We start from the raw sequence: 1,481 nt of genomic DNA, 5'->3' as shown, positions 1-1,481 counted from the left end.
AGCGGGTCGTCTAATCGCCTCGCTGTCAAGAGGCAGGTATATCTTGGTCAGCCGTTCCGTCCGTTGTCGGTTCGTATGCCGGGTACAGGGTCGTCTACGCGGTCGATGCGAGATTGATCGCCGCAGGATGGGTTTCGTCGGTGAGATCTTCCTATGTTCGTGACGCACTCTACCAGAACCCGGCAGTGCTTCCCGCTTCGCGGAATGATCCCGTCCGCGTCCCGGCAGGGACGACTGGGCGCGTCCTGGAAGGACGCTAACGGTGAAATGGCTGATAACGGTTTTCTTGGCGGACGGCTGCCGGGTTCAAGCGGCAGCGGGTGCTCCGGCATGCGGATCAAACAGTTCGCCCGTTTTGAGCATCGCATGCATGATCACCGCAAGCTTGCGGGCCAGCGCCACGGCCGCCCGTTTGAAGCCGAGCCGTTCCTTCAGGGCCAGCGCCCAGGTCCGCAACGTGCTCGTCTCCGTCGACCGGTTGAGGATGACCGCAGCTGCTTCGTAGAGCAGGCTGCGCAGCTTATTGTCGCCGCGCCGCGAGATATGGCCATCATGATCGACCTCGCCGGACTGGAAGCGTCTGGTAGTGAGGCCAACCCACGCGCCAACCGCGCGCGAGTTCTTGAAGTTTGCCGGGTCCTCCACCGCCGCGGCGAAGGCAGTGGCCGTGACGGTGCCTACACCAGGGACCGAGGTTAACAGACGGCAGCGCTGGTCGGCGCCCGCCATCGCCACCAAGTGCTTGCTTAGTTCCGCTACCCGAAGCCGGATGTCACCCCAGGCCTGAAGCATGGGCAGAACAATGCGCCCGAGTCCCACCTCGCCTTGCAAGAGAGTGCGGACATTGCGATCGAATACACTGCCGGCTCCCTTGGGCACGATGAGACCGAATGTCTTCATAAGCCCGCGGATCTGGTTGGACATCTGCAACCGCATTTTCAAAAGCTGGCGACGCGCCGTGACCAGCGTGCGGATCAACATGCTGTCGAAGCCTTTCACGCGGACCTCCCGATAGAAGCCGATCTCGGCGAGATGCGCCAGACCATCGGCATCGTTGGCATCGGTCTTGTTCGCGGCCATATCGAGCGCCGCTTTGGCGTGCCGTGCGTCGATGCAGATCGCCGGCATGCCTTCCGCCGTCAACGCGTGGTAGAACCATACCGACAATGGGCCCGTCTCGAAAACTACCCGCTTGGCTTCCGGCGCGCGTTTGCGGATCATCGCCGAAAGAAGTTGCGGATCTGAAGCACATTTGCCGCGCCAGATCCTCTTGCCGCCCTGCCGGATCGAGACTGCCGTCTCTTTCATGGACACGTCGAGACCGATATACTGCTCCATGGTTGTCCTCCGTTAGATGCCTGGGCCCGGTGCCGATCGTGAGCCCGTAACTTCATCTTATCGGGGGGCAGCCACCCGACTAGGCCTTCGAACATCGCCACCGCATTTCGTGGCCACCGCTCCCGCGATTACGTCATGTTCGT

The 1,481-nt window shown here is 61.9% G+C and carries 1 protein-coding gene; it reads right to left on the bottom strand.

Annotated elements, in window-relative coordinates; translation table 11 throughout:
- Nucleotides 1–306: 306 nt before the first annotated feature.
- The gene (locus tag EWE75_RS24550) at nt 307–1,338 is read right to left on the bottom strand and encodes an IS110 family RNA-guided transposase (protein ID WP_130160629.1); all 1,032 of its coding nucleotides are present in this window, start codon (nt 1,336–1,338) and stop codon (nt 307–309) included.
- Between the last annotated feature and the right edge of the window lie 143 nt (nt 1,339–1,481).

This window comes from Sphingomonas populi, assembly GCF_004208535.1.
Classification (GTDB): Bacteria; Pseudomonadota; Alphaproteobacteria; order Sphingomonadales; family Sphingomonadaceae; genus Sphingomonas; species Sphingomonas populi.
This window is presented reverse-complemented; position numbering and strand designations above follow the sequence as displayed.

What these genes read in the sequence shown, in the direction of transcription:
- EWE75_RS24550 (WP_130160629.1), bottom strand. Translation starts at nt 1,338, where the DNA reads ATGGAGCAGTATATCGGTCTCGACGTGTCCATGAAAGAGACGGCAGTC.